General features: G+C 71.2%; 17 protein-coding genes, 1 tRNA gene and 1 pseudogene. 12 read left to right on the forward strand and 7 right to left on the reverse strand.

Annotation, left to right across the window (positions count from 1 at the left end; translation table 11 throughout):
- The first annotated feature begins 465 nt into the window (after nucleotides 1–465).
- A complete protein-coding gene (locus JQT67_RS13735; RefSeq protein WP_026374350.1) occupies nucleotides 466–1176 on the forward strand; it encodes a M23 family metallopeptidase in 711 nt (236 codons plus the stop codon).
- Nucleotides 1177–1206: 30 nt separating this feature from the next.
- Here JQT67_RS13735 and JQT67_RS05000 read toward each other — a convergent pair whose 3' ends face one another.
- Nucleotides 1207–1632, reverse strand: a complete 426-nt coding sequence (locus tag JQT67_RS05000; RefSeq protein WP_208063777.1) for a (2Fe-2S) ferredoxin domain-containing protein — start codon at nucleotides 1630–1632, stop codon at nucleotides 1207–1209.
- A gap of 96 nt (nucleotides 1633–1728) precedes the next feature.
- Here JQT67_RS05000 and JQT67_RS05005 point away from each other — a divergent pair, with 96 nt between their 5' ends.
- From JQT67_RS05005 to JQT67_RS05040, 8 genes and pseudogenes are all read left to right on the forward strand, one after another.
- Nucleotides 1729–2136: a DUF6153 family protein gene (locus tag JQT67_RS05005; protein ID WP_208063778.1), complete on the forward strand. Its 408-nt coding sequence runs from the start codon at nucleotides 1729–1731 to the stop codon at nucleotides 2134–2136.
- Between the two features lie 79 nt (nucleotides 2137–2215).
- Entirely contained in the window at nucleotides 2216–2806 is a 591-nt protein-coding gene (locus JQT67_RS05010) for a DUF305 domain-containing protein (protein WP_208063779.1), read from the forward strand.
- 117 nt (nucleotides 2807–2923) lie between these two features.
- On the forward strand, nucleotides 2924–3772 hold the full coding sequence (locus JQT67_RS05015) for a hypothetical protein (RefSeq protein WP_208063780.1): 849 nt from the start codon (nucleotides 2924–2926) through the stop codon (nucleotides 3770–3772).
- A 28-nt stretch (nucleotides 3773–3800) separates the two neighbouring features.
- The gene (locus JQT67_RS05020; RefSeq protein ID WP_208063781.1) at nucleotides 3801–4382 is read left to right on the forward strand and encodes a TlpA disulfide reductase family protein; all 582 of its coding nucleotides are present in this window, start codon (nucleotides 3801–3803) and stop codon (nucleotides 4380–4382) included.
- A complete protein-coding gene (locus tag JQT67_RS05025; RefSeq protein WP_208063782.1) occupies nucleotides 4379–5137 on the forward strand; it encodes a cytochrome c biogenesis CcdA family protein in 759 nt (252 codons plus the stop codon). Before JQT67_RS05020 ends, JQT67_RS05025 begins: the two co-directional genes overlap by 4 nt.
- Nucleotides 5138–5259: 122 nt before the next feature.
- Entirely contained in the window at nucleotides 5260–6729 is a 1470-nt protein-coding gene (locus JQT67_RS05030; protein WP_243755658.1) for a cytochrome c biogenesis protein ResB, read from the forward strand.
- A 2-nt stretch (nucleotides 6730–6731) separates the two neighbouring features.
- Entirely contained in the window at nucleotides 6732–7664 is a 933-nt protein-coding gene (gene ccsB, locus JQT67_RS05035; protein ID WP_208063961.1) for a c-type cytochrome biogenesis protein CcsB, read from the forward strand.
- Between the two features lie 399 nt (nucleotides 7665–8063).
- Nucleotides 8064–8540: pseudogene (locus tag JQT67_RS05040) on the forward strand (helix-turn-helix domain-containing protein); the annotation flags it as partial.
- Between the two features lie 217 nt (nucleotides 8541–8757).
- On the opposite strand, the gene JQT67_RS05045 reads toward JQT67_RS05040, so the two are convergent.
- From JQT67_RS05045 to JQT67_RS05060, 4 genes are all read right to left on the reverse strand, one after another.
- Nucleotides 8758–8829 (reverse strand) — tRNA-Arg (locus JQT67_RS05045).
- Nucleotides 8830–8904: 75 nt separating this feature from the next.
- Nucleotides 8905–9687, reverse strand: coding sequence for an NlpC/P60 family protein (locus JQT67_RS05050; RefSeq protein ID WP_208063783.1), 783 nt, complete (start codon nucleotides 9685–9687; stop codon nucleotides 8905–8907).
- 115 nt (nucleotides 9688–9802) lie between these two features.
- A complete protein-coding gene (locus tag JQT67_RS05055; RefSeq protein WP_208063784.1) occupies nucleotides 9803–10615 on the reverse strand; it encodes a C40 family peptidase in 813 nt (270 codons plus the stop codon).
- 153 nt (nucleotides 10616–10768) lie between these two features.
- Nucleotides 10769–11440 carry a metal-dependent transcriptional regulator gene (locus tag JQT67_RS05060; RefSeq protein ID WP_208063962.1) on the reverse strand — a complete coding sequence of 224 codons (672 nt, stop codon included), beginning with the start codon at nucleotides 11438–11440 and terminating at the stop codon, nucleotides 10769–10771.
- A gap of 88 nt (nucleotides 11441–11528) precedes the next feature.
- On the opposite strand from JQT67_RS05060, the gene serC reads away from it, so the two are divergent.
- A complete protein-coding gene (gene serC / locus JQT67_RS05065) occupies nucleotides 11529–12632 on the forward strand; it encodes a phosphoserine transaminase (protein ID WP_208063785.1) in 1104 nt (367 codons plus the stop codon).
- Between the two features lie 6 nt (nucleotides 12633–12638).
- Here serC and JQT67_RS05070 read toward each other — a convergent pair whose 3' ends face one another.
- Together JQT67_RS05070 and JQT67_RS05075 are read right to left on the reverse strand one after the other, a co-directional pair.
- Nucleotides 12639–13385, reverse strand: coding sequence for a DUF3027 domain-containing protein (locus JQT67_RS05070; RefSeq protein ID WP_208063786.1), 747 nt, complete (start codon nucleotides 13383–13385; stop codon nucleotides 12639–12641).
- Nucleotides 13369–13743, reverse strand: a complete 375-nt coding sequence (locus tag JQT67_RS05075; RefSeq protein ID WP_026374335.1) for a cold-shock protein — start codon at nucleotides 13741–13743, stop codon at nucleotides 13369–13371. The genes JQT67_RS05070 and JQT67_RS05075 overlap by 17 nt, the downstream gene beginning before the upstream one ends.
- 99 nt (nucleotides 13744–13842) lie before the next feature.
- On the opposite strand from JQT67_RS05075, the gene JQT67_RS05080 reads away from it, so the two are divergent.
- Nucleotides 13843–14157 carry a hypothetical protein gene (locus JQT67_RS05080; RefSeq protein WP_208063787.1) on the forward strand — a complete coding sequence of 105 codons (315 nt, stop codon included), beginning with the start codon at nucleotides 13843–13845 and terminating at the stop codon, nucleotides 14155–14157.
- Nucleotides 14157–15830: a helicase-associated domain-containing protein gene (locus tag JQT67_RS05085; RefSeq protein WP_208063788.1), complete on the forward strand. Its 1674-nt coding sequence runs from the start codon at nucleotides 14157–14159 to the stop codon at nucleotides 15828–15830. Before JQT67_RS05080 ends, JQT67_RS05085 begins: the two co-directional genes overlap by 1 nt.
- Nucleotides 15831–15833 lie beyond the last annotated feature (3 nt).

Below are 15833 nucleotides of genomic sequence, written 5' to 3' on the forward strand. Positions count from 1 at the left end.
GTGACCAACCCCGCCCCAGAACCGTCGGTCGAGTCGTGCGCTCCCGCCGAGGGCGCAACCACCCGCCGAGCGCTGCGCGAGCGCGAGCGTGCCGCCCAAGCCATCGCCATGACGGGCGCCGAGGCTCGCGCGAGTGCACGAGTCACCGTGCGTCACGGCGCTCCGCCCCTCTACACGACTCGTGCGGCGCTGCGAGCGCGAGCAACGCAGACCGCGCGTGAGCTGCACGTCACCATGGCGGAAGCCGTCCCGGCGCAACGGGCGGCATCGGCCCCGAACCCCGCTCTCGGCGCCGACGAAGCCCCGTCGGCGAGGGCGCCGGCCCGACGCCCCGTGCGGCTGACCGCGCGCGAGGTACGGCAGACGCCCCACGCGTCCCCACGCCCGCGGCGCATCGGGAGCGCTCGAGGAATCGCGAGGAAGGTCACCGCTGCGAGCGCGCTCGCGTTCATCGGAGCACTCGTCGTGGTGACGACGCTCCCGGCGCAAGCGATGCAGGCGCCCGACCGGCTCGATCCCCAGGTGGCATCGATCGAGCCGGAGTCGCAAGAGCTCGCACCGATCGATGCCGAGGGCGAGACCGTGTTCACGCGCGACGACATCATCGTCACCGATCCCGTCGCGGCCGCCACGATCTCCGACGACGAGCTCGCGCGGTACCAGTCGGTGGCCGATGCAGAGCCCCGCGGATCCTCCTACGGTGGTGACCCGGCGCTGCCCGACGTCTGGAGCATGCTCCGAACGGATTACGTGCAGAGCCCGTTCCCGGGCCTCGCGCAGCTGCGGATCACGAGCCCGTTCGGCAACCGGGCCGGTGGATTCCACGGAGGCACCGACATCGCGCCGGGACTCGGCACCGAGATCCGACCGATCGCGAACGGCGTCGTCTCCGAGGTCTGGCAGGGCGACAACCCCGGTGGCGGCGGATACGTCGTCTTCATCGATCACAACATCGACGGCCAGTTCGTGCAGTCCTGGTACGCGCACATGGTGCCCGGCTCGATCCAGGTCGAAGTGGGTCAGGTCGTCGACGTCACGACCGTCATCGGCCAGGTCGGGAACTCCGGCCGCTCCACCGGTCCCCATCTGCACCTCGAGCTGAAGAACGCGGACTACGTCTCCTTCGACCCGATCCTGTGGCTGCAGACTCGAGAGCTCAGCCTCGAGCGGCCCTGAGCGACCGCTGCCCCGGCTGGTCGTTGCACGTCAGGCGTCCGTGATCGACGTCTCGACGTCGAGCTCGTCGCGGTTTCGTCGCGTGGCGCGGAACTGGCGCAGCTCGAGCTCGATCGGGAGGTCGGCGATTCCTGGCCCTCCCGATCGGACGTACTCGCAGAGCGCCGCGTTGACATCCGAGTCGTTCACGTCCCCGATCCACACCGGCTCGCCCTCCGATGCCGCGGCCGCTGGGACGACGACCACGACGTTCGAGTGCTCGCAGGCATCCAAGCACTTGCTCGGCGCGACCTGCGCCGACCGCCCGACCAACTCCCTCGTCTCGCGCAGGAGTCCGACGTGGTCCACGCCGGGATGCTTCGCTCGACTTCCGCAGTCGCCGCCCCTGCACACCACCACGGTGAGTGCGTGCCCGTCAGCTGCACGCTGCCGCCGCTTGTTCCTCGCGCGTGTCATGACGACACCGTATTGGTCGTGGCTGGTCAGCGGCACGCTGGCGGACCTCATAGGCTCACCCGGTAGCGTCTCCGATGCAGATCGGAGGAGGTGGCCATGGATGCCTTGCGCAGCATGACCATGCCCGCTCCGATCCGAGCCCGCACGATGCTCGCCATGGCGGTCGCCGTGGCCGCGGTCATCGCGGGCCTCCTGGCCATGCACGTGCTCGGCGGTGGATCGCACCATTCCCCGCACGCGAGCGCGCCCGCGGTCGTGCACACGACGGCGGCGGCAGAACAACCTGCTCCCGTCGGGCTCGATTGCGGCATGGTGGCATGCGATGAGCTCGGTCTGATGGTGGTGACTTGCGTCATCGCCCTGCTGGCCGTCGTGGCGCTGCTTCCACTGGCCCGCGTTCGATGGACGATCCGGGCTGCCGCGCCGCCTCTGCGAGCGACTGCTGCTGCAGCTCGTGCAGTGCCCGGACCGTCCCTCATCCTGCTCTCGATCAGTCGGACATGATCGCGCGACTCGGTTGCCCTATGCACCCGAGCTCCGAACCGACCATGCTCAATCACTGAAAGAGATTCCAACCATGACCATGAAGTTCCGCGCGCTCGCAGTGAGCGCCGTCGCGATCCCGCTGGTGCTCACCGGCTGCGCGACCAGCAGCAATCCGGCTCCGAGCAGCGAGCCGACGACCCCTTCCGCCTCCGCGACGGCGCAGGCGGCCTTCAACCAGGCCGACATCGCGTTCGCGAGCGGCATGATCGTGCACCACCAGCAGGCGATCGACATGTCGGAGATGCTGCTGGCGAAGAACGACGTCGATCAGGGCGTCCTCGAGCTGGCGGAGCGCATCCGAGCCGCGCAGCAACCGGAGATCGAGACGCTCGAGGCGATGCTCGCCGAATGGGGAGTGGATTCGTCCGAGCACGCCGGCATGGATCACGGCGGTGACAGCGGGATGATGTCGGAATCCGACATGGCACTGCTGGAGGAAGCTTCGGGACCCGAGGCGTCGCGGCTCTTCCTCGAGCAGATGATCATGCACCACGAGGGCGCCGTGGAGATGGCACGAACCGAAGTGACCGACGGCCAGGACGCCGAGGCGCTCGAGATGGCCGAGCGGATCATCGCCGACCAGTCCTCTGAGATCGCCGAGATGGAGTCGATGCTCTCGGAGCTGTGACTCCTCGCTGATCGGGGCGGCGAGTGCCGCCGCCCCGATCAGTCGTGCGGGCGGTGACACCTGCCGCCGCGCGCCGCCACGCGCGCTTCAGCTTCCGGACGCCACGAAGGACACATCATGCCCACCAATCCTCGAATCGGTCGCCGCCTGCTCGCGGCCGCCGCCCTCTCCACCGCGATCGGCGCTCTCGCCTCCTGCGCGGCGCCCCCACCCTCGGCTGTCCTCACCGAGGACAATCACGTGCACGAGCTCGCCACCACTCCTGACGGTCAGTCATTGCTGGTCGCGACGCACAACGGACTGTTCACCGTCGATCTCGCCGAAGGTGACGTCCGCGGTCCCGCCGGGGACCTCAGGATCGACCTCATGGGGATGGCTGTGGCCGAGCACGTTCTCCTCGCGTCGGGCCACCCTGGCACGAGCGGACCTCAACCCCTCCGCGGCCCCAATGTGGGGCTCATCCGCAGCGACGACTTCGGCGAGAGCTGGGATGCCGTCTCGCTCGAGGGCGTCGCCGACTTCCACGCGCTGACTTACGACCCGAAGGCGGAGACGATCGTCGGATCGCACGCCGGACAGCTGCTGATCAGCGAAGACATGGGCGTCAGCTGGCGCGAGGGCGCTGCCGTCGACACCTACGATCTGCTCGCCGCCGACCGGGGCCTGTTGATGACGAGCTTCGCCGGGCTCTCGAGCAGCCTGGATGGAGGCGGGACCTTCGAGCCGGTTGCCGGTGCTCCCGCGCTCGTGCTGCTGGGCGGCTCAGGCGACGCCATCGTGGGCGTCGACCAGCAGGGCACGCTGTGGGAGTCCGGGCCCGACGAGGCGTGGCGCGCGATGGGAACAACGCCGGAGCAGGTCTCGGCGCTCACGCTGCTACCCGATGGCGACGTCCTGGTCGCTGGGGAGTCAGGACTTCAGCGGACGAGCGACCAGGGACAGACCTGGCGTCCGTTGCCGTCCTGACCGCTGCTGAGAGCTGATCGGAGGAAACATGCTGGGTTCGATTCGTCGCGGTCTTGTCGCGGTCGGCGCAGCCGCCGCGCTGCTGCTCAGCGGCTGTGCGAGCGCGGCAGGGCCAGCGGGTCAAGCGCGGGACGCGGGCTACATCGCGGGTGATGGCATCGTCACGGAGATCCCGCAGGATCGGCGCACGTCCCCCGGGTCGTTCAGCGGGCCGGTCGCGACCGGCGGTGAGTTCGACTCGGCGGAGCTCGACGGGGTCGCGCTCGTGAACTTCTGGTACGCCGCCTGTCCGCCCTGTCGCGTGGAGGCTCCTGTGCTGGCGGAGCTCCACGCCGAGTACGGCGACCGGGTGGACTTCATCGGCATCAATGTCCGGGACGGCGGCGCGCAGGCGACGGCGTTCGAGGAGGAGTTCGCGATCGAGTACCCGTCGGTCCTCGACGACGTCTCCGCGCAGGGTCAGCTCGCGTTCGCAGGCGTCGTGGCTCCCAATGCGGTCCCGTCGACGATCATCCTCGACGCCGAGGGGCGCGTCGCCGCGCGCGTCTCCGGCGCGGTCACCGACACCAGCATCCTGTCGACGCTGCTGCGGGAGGAGCTCGAGCGATGATCCAGCTGCTTGCGCAGCGAGCGCTCGACCCCGCCGCGGCGGTGCTGAGCGGTGAGCTGCTGCTCTCCGTGCCCGTCGCCCTGCTGGCCGGCATCGTGTCGTTCGCCAGCCCGTGCATCCTCCCGCTCGTGCCGGGCTACCTCGGCCTGATGGGATCGCTCGTCGGCGAGGACGGCGGACGCGGTCGGCTCATCGCGGGCGTGGTGCTGTTCGTCGGCGGCTTCACCACGGTGTTCGTGCTCGGCACCGCGCTCGTCGGCGCTGTGAGCTCGTTCCTCCTCGTGTGGTCGTCGCTGCTCGTCCGGGTGCTCGGCGTGCTGCTCATCGTGCTGGGGCTGGTGTTCATCGGTCAGATGCGCTTCCTGCAGCGCGTCTGGAAGCCGCAGCAGCTGAAGGCGGGCGGCATGTGGACGGCGCCGCTCGTCGGCGTGATCTTCGCGCTTGGGTGGACCCCCTGCTCCGGCCCGACGCTCGCCGCGATCAGCGCCCTGACGGTCACGACGGGCAGCGCGGGGCAGGGGGCCGTGCTGGGACTCGCATACGCGCTGGGCCTCGGAATCCCGTTCTTGCTGCTCGCGGCCGGACTCGGGTGGATGGGCTCCACGATCGCGTGGATGCGACGCCACGTGCGAGCGATCAACATCGCGGGGGGCGCGATGCTGATCCTCATCGGCCTGCTGATGGTCACGGGCGTCTGGGACCTCATCATGAACGAGATGCAAGGGTGGATCGCGTCGTATGCCACGGTCATCTGAGTCGGGCCCGCTGCGGCCGGGAGACCACGTGGATGCGCCCGACCGTGCTGCGCCGATCGCCGGGGTGCCGCGTCTCGGACCCGCGGGATGGGCGCGTTTCCTGTGGCGCCAGTTCCACCTCGATGAGGACCGCGATCGTCCTCCTGCTGCTGCTCGCACCTGCCGCGATCCCGGGCAGCCTCGTGCCGCAGCGATCGAGCGACCCGAACGGAGTCATCCAGGTCCGCTCCGACAATCCGGAGCTCGTCTGGCTGTACGACGTGCTCTCGCTGCACGGCGTCTACACGAGCCCGTGGTTCTCGGCCATCTACATCCTGCTGTTCACGTCGTTGGTGGGATGCGTCATCCCCCGTCTCGTGCACCACTCGAAGGCCATGCTTGCCGCACCGCCGAAGACGCCCGCGCGACTGTCGCGGCTCGTCGGATTCCAGACCGCGCCGGGGACCGTGGACGATCTGGATCGCGCAGAGCGCATGCTGCGGCGCCTGGGGTACCGCACCGCGCGATACGGGCAGAGCGTCTCTGCTGAGCGCGGCTACCTCCGCGAGACCGGCAACCTGCTGTTCCACACGTCGCTGCTCGCGATGATCCTCGTCGTGGGCATCGGCTCAGGCTTCGGCTACGAGGGGCAGCGGCTCCTCGTCGAGGGTCGCGGCTTCGCGAACACGCTCTCGAGCTACGACACCTTCTCGGCTGGGCAGTGGTTCGACGACGGCTCGCTGGAGCCGTTCGCCGTGCGTCTCGACGACCTCGAGGTGGAGTACGAGACCGAGAACCGCCACGCGGTGGGCGCCCCGCTCGACTTCACCGCGCGAGTCGCCGTCAGCGAGCCGAGCGGTGAGCGGCCCGCGCAGATCAAGGTCAACGAGCCGCTCTCGGTTGCAGGCGCTGATCTCTACCTGATCTCGAACGGCTACGCCCCCCGCATCTCGGTGCGCGACCCCGATGGGAACGTTGTCTACGACGAGTACACGCCCTTCCTCGCCCAGGACGACTTGATGACGAGCCTCGGCGTGATGAAGCTGCCCGACGGCCTCGAGCAGCAACTCGGCCTGCGCGGATTTTTCTACCCGACAGCCGTGGAGTTGAGCAGCGGAGCACTCGCCTCCGGCTACACCGACGTGCTGAATCCGGTGCTCTCCCTGCAGGCGTTCACGGGAGACCTGGGACTCGATGCAGGCATCCCGCGCTCGGTCTACTCGCTCGCGACGGACGAGATGACGCCGATCGCCGGTGGCGACTCGGCAGCGGAATCCCTGATCCTCGTGCCCGGCCAGTCGCTCGAGCTCCCCGGCGGGCTCGGCACGATCGCGTTCGAGGACGTCCTGCGGTACGGGGTGATCGAAGTGCACGTCGACCACACGCAGACCGCGGTGCTCTGGATCACGATCGCGCTCATCCTCTCGCTGCTCGCATCGCTGCTCATCCCACGTCGCCGGATGTGGGTCAAGGCGACCGATGCGGGACTCGAGCTGGCAGGACTCGCGCGCGGAGAGGACCCGATGCTCGAGCGCGCGGTGGACGCCCTCGCGGTCCGCCTGCGTGACCGGGCCGCAGCGACGTATCCACCCGGAGAGAGGATCACGACGTGACGATGGATCAATGGGACGCGGCAGCGCTGCTGGCCGTCTACTCGGCGATGGCGGTCTACACGCTCGCCTTCGCGGCGTTCGCCATCGATGTGGCGAAGCGATCGGCAGCCAGGTCCGCCGCTGACCGCGAGCTGGTGAGCGTCGGCGGCGGCTCCTCGGTGGGCGGGCAGACATCGCCCTCGATCGCTGCGGCCGAGGCTGGCCGCGGCGCTCGGATCGGCTTCGTCCTGACGGTGATCGGCTGGACTGTGCATGTCGCGGGCGCCGTCTTCCGGGGACTGGCCGCCGGCCGCGTCCCGTGGGCGAACATGTACGAGTTCGCACTGACGGGCGTCGCGATCATCGTGGGCGTCTTCGTCTTGTCCCGGCTGTGGCGAGACCTCAGGTTCCTCGGCGTCTTCATCACCGGTCTCGCCGTGGTGTTCCTCGGCACCGCGACGGTCAACTTCTACGTGCCGCCGGTCCCCCTCCCTCCGGCCCTCCAGACCTACTGGCTCGTCATCCACGTCTTCGTCGCCACGCTCGCGACAGGGTTCTTCGCCCTGGGCGCCGGATTGAGCGTCGTCCAGCTCGTGAAGGAGCGGCGGACCAACGGCTTCCTCCGATCGCTGCCGAGCGCTGAGCAGCTCGAAGACCTGGGCTACCGCGTCGGCGTGATCGGGTTCATCTTCTGGACCTTCACCCTCGTGGCAGGCGCGATCTGGGCGGAGCACGCGTGTGGGCGCTACTGGGGCTGGGACACGAAGGAGGTGTGGACCTTCATCATCTGGGTGCTGTACGCCGGCTACATCCACGCGCGAGCGACTCGCGGTTGGCGCGGCTCCCGCTCCGCCTGGCTGCAGATCATCGGCTTCGCGGCCGTGGTGTTCAACTTCACGGTCGTCAACCTCTTCTTCAAGGGTCTGCACGCGTACTCCGGACTCACCAGCGACTGACGAGGACTGCTCGGAGGGCAGAGCGATCCGCGCTTGTCGGACGCGGATGGCGCCGCAACCGCGGGCACCGCCAGTCTGGTGGCGAGGCACCGAACTGCCGCGGAGTTCTGCTCCGCCGCCTGCATCAGGTGGCGGGTGCCCAACCGCCTTCCCGCTGCGCTCCGACGATCACCACGCTGGCGAGGTGCTTCCTGGCCGAGAACCGGGCGATCGCCATGGGCAGCCCGATCGGACAGCGAACGCTATCCCGCTGGGAAGTGTCGCCATGGGCCGCCGACTCCTCGAGCGAAGCTCGCACGCGACTCACCGCAACGGTGCCCCTGGAGGTGTCGGGGTTCGTGACATAGGTCTCACTTGATAGGTCCCTGATGAGTCGCGACATCGGTCACAGTCGCTGGCATGTCTCGCGCTCGCGTCGCCGTCCTGATGATCGTCTCGAAGCAGCTGACGGTGACCGCTGCGGCGGCCGAGTACGGCATCACCCGCCGGCACCTCCATCGACTCCTGGCCCGGTACCGGGAAGGCGGCATCGACGCGATCGAGCCACGCTCCCGCGCGCCTCACAGCAGCCCGAGACGGACGCCGCCCGAGGTCCGCGAGCGGATCGTGCAGCTGCGGCGGCAGCTGAGCGCCGAGGGCCGCGACGCCGGCCCGGTCACCATCGGCTGGCACCTCGAGCGAGAGGGACACCTCGCGCCTTCGACGTCCACGATCCGCCGCATCCTGCACGAGGCCGGACTGATCACCCCCGAGCCGCGCAAGCGCCCCCGGTCGTCGTGGATCCGGTTCGAGGCGGCGCAGCCCAACGAGACCTGGCAGTCCGACTTCACCCACTGGCGACTGGCCGACGGCAGCGACGTCGAGATCCTCAACTGGCACCCCACCGCGCCAACAACCGCGCAACACCCGGCGACACCTACCGCGCCACCCCGAAAGCGCTCGAAACCGGCGAAGTCCTCGCCACCAACGACATCGACCCCGACCGCGCCTACTGGCGCAACACGAGAAGAGCCCCCGGCCGATGGCCAGGGGCTCTCTCTTCGTGACCTATGTCGCGACTCAGGTGAGACCTATGTCACGACTCATCACACGGTGCCCCTGGAGGGACTCGAACCCCCAACCAGCTCCTTAGGACGGAGATGCTCTTCCATTGAGCTACAGAGGCAGGCCCGACGAGTCTAGCGCCGGGCAGAACGCGGAGCGCCCGCCCCAGCGGGACGGGCGCTCAACGAGTCGACGATCAGGTGATGTCGATGAACACCGGGGCCGAGCCGCCGATGTTGACGCCCGCGACCACCGTGTTGTAGCCGGACCAGCCGCCGTGCACCGCACGGCCGCCACCGATGTAGATGGCGATGTGCGCGCGACCGGTGCCGCCGTTCGAGTAGTAGATGACATCGCCGGGCGAAGCCTGCGACATCGGGATGGTCGGACCGAGGTTGAAGAGCGACTGCATGCCCGAGTACGGGAGACCGGCGGCAGCGATCGAGCGACGCACGAGCTGCACGCAGTCCTGCGACACCCCGACCTGCGCGAGCGCCGCGTTGGCGATCGCGCTGCCGGTCGCGCCCGCCGGCGCTGCAGCGGCAGGTGCCGGCGCCGACGAACCGCCCGCGGTGCCCGAATTCGTCGTGGCGCGCTCCTGGCGCTCCGCGGTCGCACGCTCCTCCGCCGCCGCCGCCTGCTCGCGACGCTCGGCCTCTGCAGCCGCCTCGAGCTCTGCTCGGATCTCCTGCAGCTCTGCCGCAGTCGTGGCGGACACCTCGAGCCGCGAGCCGCTCAGCTCGCTCTCGCCGGCCGTCACGATGCCCGAGACCGACTGCGCATCCTGGGCGACGAACGCCGAGTAGGACTGACCGGTCTCGCTGTCGCTGCTGGACGCGAAGGCCGGGAGTGCGAGCGGGGTGGCCAGGGCGGCCGCCACGGCGATCACGCCGACGCGTCGCGCGTTCCGGACCACGGCAGCGCGATCGATGCGCTTCTTGCCGGGCTGGTCGGCCGACATCTCGGTAGGACTCGTCACAGGCTGATACTCCAAAACTTCCGTGAGAACGATGCGCCGCCGGGCGGCACCTCGGGCAACGTTACCAAACCGTTACCTATTTGTCACCCTCTGCAGAGCGACTCGTGAGAGCGGCTCAGAACCGCCGGATCTGCGGAGTCCCGAACGCCGCGACCATCGCCGAGTAGCTCGAGTACTTCACAGGCTTGCCGCTCGTGGCCGCGTGGATGATCTGATTGCCGCCGACGTAGATGGCCACGTGGCCGCTCCACACCAGCAGGTCGCCGGCCGCGACGGCCGACGCCGACACCGGCGAGCCGTAGCCCGCCTGCGCGTTCGAGGAGTGGGGCAGGTAGTGGCCGGCCTGGCCGTAGACCCACTTCGTGAAGCCCGAGCAGTCGAAGCCCGTCGCGGGGCTCGAGCCGCCCCAGACGTAGGGCACGCCGAGCTGCGACTGGGCGATGCCGACGATCGAGCCGTTGGCCGGCGGCGCGTTGACCGGCAGAGCGGCCGCAGCGGTCGTCGCTGTCGCCGTCGCAGCCGCTCCACCGGCGGCAGCCGTCGCGGCGAGCTGCGCGCGCGCCTCGGCGAGCTCGGCCTGGCGGGCCTCCTCGGCCGCGCGCGCCGCGCTGCGGATCTCCTCGAGCTCGGCAGCGGTCGTGCCGGAGATGCCGTCGCGGGCGACGAGGTCGACGCGCGCGTCCTCGGCGACCGAGACGCTCTGCGAGTTCTCGGCGATGATGCTCGCGAGCTCGGCCTGGCTGTAGGACTCGGTCTGCGGCGCGAAGGCGGCGGCGGGGAGCGAGAGCGCCCCCACGAGGCCGGCCGCGATGCAGACGACGCCGAAGCTCTTCGCGCCCTTGCGGAGCGAGCTCGTCATCGTCGACGCGGGCGCTCCACGGTCGACCACCGGTGAGACGGCGATGGCCGTCGTCGAGTGCTGTCCCATGCGTTCGTGTTCCCCCAAGCGGTGCAGTTCCCGCACGCGAGGTGCGGGGCTGACCGTGCGAGAGTACCCGAGCGTTACCGAATCGTCACAATCGTCCACAGGCTACCGGCGAGCCTCGGAGCGGCCTGGACGAAGGCTGGAAGCGAGGAGTCCTCAGGCTGTGAGGTAGACGTGGCGCGCGAGCTCGACGGGCAGCTCGATCGCCTCGCCGCCGACGACATCGAGGCGGACGCGCGCGCCCTGACCGCTCACCACGACCCGCGCGCCGGGCACGAGCCCCGCCGCCTGCAGCTCGCAGAGCCCCTCGACGTCCGACTGGATCGGCTCCCCCAGCCTGCGCACCACGTGCTCGCCACGCGCATCCGTCGCCATCACGACGCCGTCGAGGAACGGCTCGGCCGGCGCGAGGCCGAGCTCGTCGAGCCCGGGGATCGGCGTGCCGTAGGGCGACTCGGTCGGGTTGCCGAGCAGCGTCAGCAGTCGTCGCTCGACCTGCTCGCTCATGACGTGCTCCCACCGGCAGGCCTCGTCGTGCACGAGGCTCCAGTCGAGGCCGATCACGTCGGCGAGCAGCCGCTCGGCGAGCCGGTGCTTGCGCAGCACGCGGATCGCGAGCGCTCGCCCCTCCTCGGTGAGCTCGAGTCGACGGTCGGCGCCCACGACCACGAGCCCGTCGCGCGACATGCGGTTGATCGTCTGCGAGACGGTCGGGCCCGAGTGGTTGAGCCGCTCGGAGATGCGGGCGCGCAAGGGGGCGATGCCCTCCTCCTCGAGATCGAGGATCGTGCGGAGGTACATCTCTGTCGTATCGACGAGATCCGCCACGCCCAGTACCGCTTCCTCTGCCTCCGCCATCCCTGGCGCATTCCAACCCATCCCACCCTATGCTTCAGCCGCTCGTAGGATCATCGGTGTGAACGATCTGCGCATCCCGGCTGAGCTGCTCCCCGCTGACGGAAGGTTCGGCTGCGGGCCCTCGAAGGTGCGGCCCGAGCAGGTCGCCCACCTCGAGGCGAACATGGCGCTGCTCGGCACGAGCCACCGCCAGGCGCCGGTCAAGGGGCTCGTGCGCTCGGTGCGCGAGCAGCTCGCGCAGCTCTTCTCGCTGCCCGACGGCTACGAGGTACTGCTCGGCAACGGCGGCTCGACCGCGTTCTGGGACGCCGCGGCGTTCTCGCTCATCCAGCACCGCTCGCACCACCTCGTCTTCGGCGAGTTCGGCGGCAAGTTCGCGAAGGCGGCCGCGGCGCCGTGGCTCGAGGCGCCGAGCGTGGCCTCCGCCGAGCCGGGCTCGCGACCCCTGCTCGACACCGTCGAGGGCGTCGACGTCGTCGCCTACCCGCACAACGAGACCTCGACCGGCGTCTTCCACCCGGTGATCGGGGCCCAGGCGGATGCGCTCGCGGTCGTCGACGCGACGAGTGCGGCGGGCGGCCTCGCCGTCGACGTCTCGGCGGCCGACCTCTACTACTTCGCCCCGCAGAAGAACTTCGCCTCCGACGGCGGGCTGTGGTTCGCGATCGCCTCGCCCTTCGCGCTCGAGCGCATCGAGCGCGTCGCGGCCTCGGGCCGCTACATCCCGGAGTTCCTCTCGCTGCAGCAGGCGGTCGTGAACTCGCGGCTCGACCAGACGCTCAACACGCCCGCGCTCTCGACGCTCCTGCTGCTGCAGGAGCAGCTGCGGTGGATGCTCGAGCAGGGCGGGCTCGACGCGATGGCGGCCCGCACGGCGCAGTCGGCCGGCACCCTCTACGCGTGGGCCGAGGCGCGGCCCGAGGCGATGCCGTTCGTCGCCGACCCCGCGCACCGCTCGAACGTCGTCGTGACGATCGACTTCGACCCCTCGGTCGACGCCGCGGCGCTCGCGAAGGCGCTGCGCCAGAACGGCGTCGTCGACACCGAGCCCTACCGCAAGCTCGGCCGCAACCAGCTGCGGGTCGCGACGTTCGCGGCGATCGAGCCCTCGGACGTCGTGCAGCTCACCCGCTGCCTCGACTTCCTGCTCGACGCGCGGTAGCGGGCGCTACTCCTCCTCGTCGGCCACGAGGTCGGCGTGGTCGCCGTGCCCGTCGCCGTCGTCGTCGACGTCCTCGAAGTCGTCGTCGAAGTCGTCGTCGAGGTCGGACTCGAGATCCGACTCGAGCTCCTCGTCGTCGCCGTCCTCGGCGGCCGCCTCCTTGGCCGCGAGGTAGTCGGCGAGCCGCTCGGACCACGGCACCCACGCGGGCGCGAGCAGCGAGCCCTCGCTCGGCAGCAGCGCGACCTCGAGCACGGTCGGCCCGCCCTCGATGCCGCGCGAGAGCAGCACGGTCCACGACCAGTCGGGGTAGCCCGGCAGGCGCGATGCGTGCCGGATCGCGACGACGTGGTCGCCCTCGGCGAGCGCCTCCTGCACCTCGCCGACCGCGCCCTTCGGCGCGACCTCGTCGAGGGCCGAGAGCGCGAGCTCGAGCTCCTGCATCGACGGCACCGTGGGGGTCGGCTCGACCGGCGCCGCGGCGGCGGGCTGCTCGGCGACCTCGTCGGCGGCCTCGGCGGGCTCGTCGGCAGTGGCGTCGTCGGCCGTCGTCGGCTCGTCGACCTCGGGCATCGCGGAAGCCTCGGGTGCCTCCGAAGCCTCGGGGGCCTCCGTCGCCTCGGGCGCCGCGGCCGCGGGCGCCGAGCCGTCGTAGACGGGGACGATCTCGAGCGGCGCGGCGTCCGCGGCCGAGCCCTCGGCCGGCGCGGTGCCGATCGGCTCGGTGCCGACGGGATCAGGCGTCGAGGTCATCAGCGACCCTCCGGAGCATCTGCGCGACGGTCGAGCCGTGCGCGGCGCTCGGGTAGCGGCCGCGCCGCAGGTCGTTGCCGATCGTGTCGAGCAGGCGCACGAGGTCCTCGACGATGATCGCCATGTCCTCGGTGTCGCGCCGCGCCGCCTTGACGGCCGTGCCGCCGAGCACGCGCAGCGAGAGCGCCTGCGGGCCGCGGCGGCCCTCGGCGATGCCGTACTCCACCTTCGAGCCCGGCTTCACCTGCACGCCATCCGGCACCGCCGACGCGTGCAGGAACACCTCGACGCCGTCGTCGCCGGCGATGAAGCCGAAGCCCTTGGCCTCGTCGAAGAACTTCACCCTGCCCGTCGGCATGGCACCCTCCCGTACAGGATCGAGGTGCGGCACCCCGCCGCACGGCACCCAGCGTAGTGGGCGCGCCGGGGCGGCCTCCCACGGCGGTATCCTGGTGGGATGCCGAAGGCCAGCAGCAACCCGACGCAGCGCCCCCGCAAGAGGGCGCCGCAGCAGCAGGCGCCCGCCGCGCGGACGCCGCGCGACGCGGTCGAGCGCGTGCTCGCGTTCCTGGTCGTCGCGCTCGCCGCGATCGCGGTGCTCGGCTTCGCGGGCTCGATGCTGCACGTCGCGTTCCGCGACAGCGTCGACTTCTTCGCGGGCATCGCGTGGCAGTACGCCTACTGGCTCCCGCTCCTCGCGCTCCCCCTCGCGATCGTCTGCCTCGTGGTGCTCGTCATCGTGAGCGCGGCGGGCAAGTCGCGCAGGCGCTGATGGACGTCGTCGCGCTCGCGGCCCGCATCCAGGCGATGCCCGACGACGCGCTCGACCTGCTCGTCACCGAGCGGCAGGCACCCCCGCAGCTCGCCTCGACGTTCGACCTCGCCGAGCATCTGCTGACGGATGCGTCGATCGCGCTAGCGCTCCGGTGGCGGTCGGGCGCCGAGCTCGCCGCGCTCGCCGCCGGCACCTCGTCGCCGCGCCTCGACGCGCTGCTGCTCGGCGTCGACGGCGCCGCCCTGCCGCCCGTCGCGGCCCTCGCCGCGAGCTCGCTCGACGGCCGCGCCGCGAGCGCCGCCGATGACGCGGCTGTCGACACGGCGCCCGGCAACGCGGCGCCCATCGAGTCCCCGACCGCGCCGCAGCTCGCGATCGACGAGGCGATCAAGGTCGCCGAGCTCGTGCACCGCATCGCCGACCACCCGATCACGCTCCGCTCGCGCGCGCAGCTGCCCGCCGCGGTCGTGCGCGACCTCGCCGCGTCGATCGACGCCGAGCCGGCGCAGCTCGACGAGCGGCTCGAGCTCGCGGCCGTCGCGGGCCTCGTCGACAGGCACGACGGGCGCCTGCGCGCCACGGTCGACGCCGACGCGTGGCTCGCCGCCCCGGTGCCCGATCGGTGGCTCCGCGTCGCGGGCGCGTGGCTCGAGGCGACCGGCGACGTCGCGGCCGTCGCGGCCGGCGACTTCCCGCTCGCCGACGACGCCGTGCGCGCCGTCCGCGAGCGGCAGGCGCGGCAGGCGCGCCGGCTCGGCCTCGCCGATGGCGCCCGCCCGACGACGCTCGCCGCCGCGCTCGCCGCCGATCCCGCCGCCGCGCGCGAGACGCTCGCGACCCACGTGCCGCCGGCCACCGCATCCGTCTACCTCCAGCCCGACCTCTCGGCCGTCGCCCCCGGCCCGCTCCGCGCCGCCGTCGACGCCCGCCTCCGCCGCATCGCCCGCATGGAGCGCGCCGGCATCGCCTCGCAGTGGCGCATCACCGCGCAGAGCGTCGCCGCGGGGCTCGCGAGCGGCGAGAGCGCCGACGGCGTGCTCGACTTCCTCGCGGGCATCTCGCTCACCGGGGTGCCGCAGCCGGTCGCCTACCTCGTGCGCGACACCGCCGCGCGCTTCGGCAGCCTGCGCGTGCGCGCCGTCGACCCGATCGCCGAAGGCGGCGCCCGCGCGCAGGCGCGGAGCGACGACGAGCAGCTCATCCGCACGATCGCCGTCGACCGCTCGCTCGCGACCGCGGGGCCGGTGCAGACCGGTCCGCACCGCGTCACCTTCCGCCTGAGCGCCGAGGAGGTGCTCGAGGCGCTGCTCGAGGAGCGCTACCCCGCGGTGCTCGAGGACGAGGAGGGCGAGCTCGTGGTGCGCCGGCCGGAGCGCGCCCCGCGCCGCGAGCGCGAGCGGCACCGGCTCGTCGCGCGCCTGCGGGACGCCGGCTTCGAGGTCGGCGAGCAGGAGCGCGCGTGGCTCGAGCGGCAGCTGCAGTCGGCGGTGCGCGAGCGCATGCCCGTGCGGCTCACCGTGACGACCTCGAGCGAGCCGGTCGACGTCGAGCTCGTGCCGCTCGCCGTCGCGAACGGCCGCCTGCGCGCGCGCGACGCCAACCGCGACGTCGAGCGGACCCTGCCGCTCAGCGCGATCACGAAGGTCGCGGGGCTCGGCGTCGCGAACTGACGC

It is taken from the genome of Agrococcus sp. TF02-05, from assembly GCF_017565345.1.
GTDB lineage: Bacteria > Actinomycetota > Actinomycetes > Actinomycetales > Microbacteriaceae > Agrococcus > Agrococcus pavilionensis.

Excerpts from the sequence above, each read along its gene's own strand:
- JQT67_RS05020 (WP_208063781.1), top strand. The coding sequence starts at position 3,801 with ATGCTGGGTTCGATTCGTCGCGGTCTTGTCGCGGTCGGCGCAGCCGCC.
- JQT67_RS05010 (WP_208063779.1), top strand. The coding sequence starts at position 2,216 with ATGAAGTTCCGCGCGCTCGCAGTGAGCGCCGTCGCGATCCCGCTGGTG.
- JQT67_RS05080 (WP_208063787.1), top strand. The coding sequence starts at position 13,843 with ATGCCGAAGGCCAGCAGCAACCCGACGCAGCGCCCCCGCAAGAGGGCG.
- JQT67_RS05055 (WP_208063784.1), bottom strand. The coding sequence starts at position 10,615 with ATGGGACAGCACTCGACGACGGCCATCGCCGTCTCACCGGTGGTCGAC.
- JQT67_RS05015 (WP_208063780.1), top strand. The coding sequence starts at position 2,924 with ATGCCCACCAATCCTCGAATCGGTCGCCGCCTGCTCGCGGCCGCCGCC.
- JQT67_RS05030 (WP_243755658.1), top strand. The coding sequence starts at position 5,260 with ATGAGGACCGCGATCGTCCTCCTGCTGCTGCTCGCACCTGCCGCGATC.
- JQT67_RS05025 (WP_208063782.1), top strand. The coding sequence starts at position 4,379 with ATGATCCAGCTGCTTGCGCAGCGAGCGCTCGACCCCGCCGCGGCGGTG.
- JQT67_RS05070 (WP_208063786.1), bottom strand. The coding sequence starts at position 13,385 with ATGACCTCGACGCCTGATCCCGTCGGCACCGAGCCGATCGGCACCGCG.
- JQT67_RS05005 (WP_208063778.1), top strand. The coding sequence starts at position 1,729 with ATGGATGCCTTGCGCAGCATGACCATGCCCGCTCCGATCCGAGCCCGC.
- JQT67_RS05085 (WP_208063788.1), top strand. The coding sequence starts at position 14,157 with ATGGACGTCGTCGCGCTCGCGGCCCGCATCCAGGCGATGCCCGACGAC.
- JQT67_RS05000 (WP_208063777.1), bottom strand. The coding sequence starts at position 1,632 with ATGACACGCGCGAGGAACAAGCGGCGGCAGCGTGCAGCTGACGGGCAC.
- JQT67_RS05075 (WP_026374335.1), bottom strand. The coding sequence starts at position 13,743 with ATGCCGACGGGCAGGGTGAAGTTCTTCGACGAGGCCAAGGGCTTCGGC.
- ccsB (WP_208063961.1), top strand. The coding sequence starts at position 6,732 with ATGGATCAATGGGACGCGGCAGCGCTGCTGGCCGTCTACTCGGCGATG.